Source organism: Pseudoalteromonas sp. TAB23, from assembly GCF_000498075.1.
Lineage (GTDB): Bacteria > Pseudomonadota > Gammaproteobacteria > Enterobacterales > Alteromonadaceae > Pseudoalteromonas > Pseudoalteromonas arctica.
The window spans coordinates 1-1,566 of sequence record NZ_AUTP01000337.1 but is presented as its reverse complement, the minus strand read 5'-3'; the positions used below and the strand labels follow the sequence as shown (position 1 = coordinate 1,566).

At 42.1% G+C, this 1,566-nt stretch carries 2 protein-coding genes; both read left to right on the top strand.

What is annotated here, in order from left to right; translation table 11 throughout:
* A partial coding sequence (locus L654_RS0122435; RefSeq protein WP_024609112.1) for a TolC family protein occupies positions 1-1,029 on the top strand: 1,029 nt, incomplete at its 5' end.
* Between the two features lie 10 nt (positions 1,030-1,039).
* The coding region (locus L654_RS0122430; RefSeq protein ID WP_024609109.1) for an alcohol dehydrogenase catalytic domain-containing protein at positions 1,040-1,566 on the top strand (527 nt) is incomplete at its 3' end.

The following is a 1,566-nucleotide window of genomic DNA, read 5'->3' as shown; positions in this document are numbered from 1 at the left end:
AGTGCAAACGTTGCACTTGATTGGCAGCTAGATTTATTTGGTCGCATTACGGCGTTGGTTGATGCTGCAAATGCATCGGCCATGAGCCAAGCAGAGCAAGTACGCTTACTGCAAATTGAAGTAGTATCGTCAGTTGTTAAAGGCTTTGTAAGTTATCAAGGTAATGTTGAAAAACAACACATTGTTACACTTCAAATTGAAGCGCTTGAGCAAAGTATTGACGTTCTTCAAGCCCGTGTTGACGAAGGCGTCGCAAACGAGCTTGATTTAAACCGTACTATGGCGCAGCTTAGGCAGCAACAAGCACTAATGCCTGCCATTGAGTATGCAAAATACAGCGATTTATCTGCTCTTGCAGTACTAAGCGGTAAGTTAGCGCAAAATATTGCTATTGAAAACGAGCAAGGCGTGCTTGAACGTGACTTTAGCGTTGCACTAAAAAACGCTAATAATGCCATTGCCTTACGTCCTGATATTAGCCGTGCACTGTTTGACTTTAGCCAAGCAAATAGTTTAAGTGTTGCAGCTAGCAAAGCGTTATTACCAGATATTAGCTTATCTGCATTTGCAGGGGTTGTGAGTATAGGCAGCACAGGCTTAAAAAATACTGATCAGCAGTGGCAAGTAGCGCCGCAGTTACAATGGTCGTTATTAAGTTACCCAGCATTATTAGCACAGCGCGACGCGCAGCAGTTTTTAAGTGAAGCCGCATACAGCGATTATCAACAAGTGGTATTAACTGCACTAAGTGAAAGTGAACTTTCACTGCAATTGTTGGTCAATCAGGCACAGCAAAAACGCTTTGCAGATGAGCGCTATGACTTTGCTAATAAAGCATTTTTACAATCCCAAGCAATGTATGAAGAAGGCCAAATTCCTTACCTTGAGTTGTTAGATGCGCGTCAGGATGTTTTAATAGCACAAGAAAATGCTGTTGAAACAACAATTTCTTCACTGCTTGCCAAAGTAAATGCTTACCAGTCATTTAATGGCCAATGGAGTTATGCGTTAAACGACACTAATAAGTAGAGTTATATTGATGCCAAATACTGAAAATTTACATGAATACATTATCCCGCAAACAATGCGCGCTATTGTACTGCCAGAACCAAATGAAGCAATTGACTTAGCGGATGCTGAGCTGCCTGTTCCTATTTGTGCAGATAACGAGCTGCTTGTAAAAGTAGAGTACGTTGGTTTAAATCCAGTTGATGGTCAATTTGCTAAAACAGGCTTTTGTAAATGGCAGTATCCACACATTTTAGGCTTAGATGCCGTAGGTGTTGTGGTTAAAGCTAATAAAGGTGTGTTTCCAAATGTTGGCCAGCGCGTTATGTGGCATGCCAACATTGGTGAGCAAGGTGCTTTGAGCGAATACACCAAAGTACCTAACTTTGCAGTGTCGGTTGTGCCAAGCGGTTTAAATCCGGCCATTGCAGCAACACTTCCATGCGCCGGTATGGCAGCACTTATTAGTTTAGATAAAATAGGCATTAGTGAAGGCGATACTATTTTTATTGAAGGCGGAGCCGGAGCGGTAGGGCAGTTTGCTATTCAATATGCAAA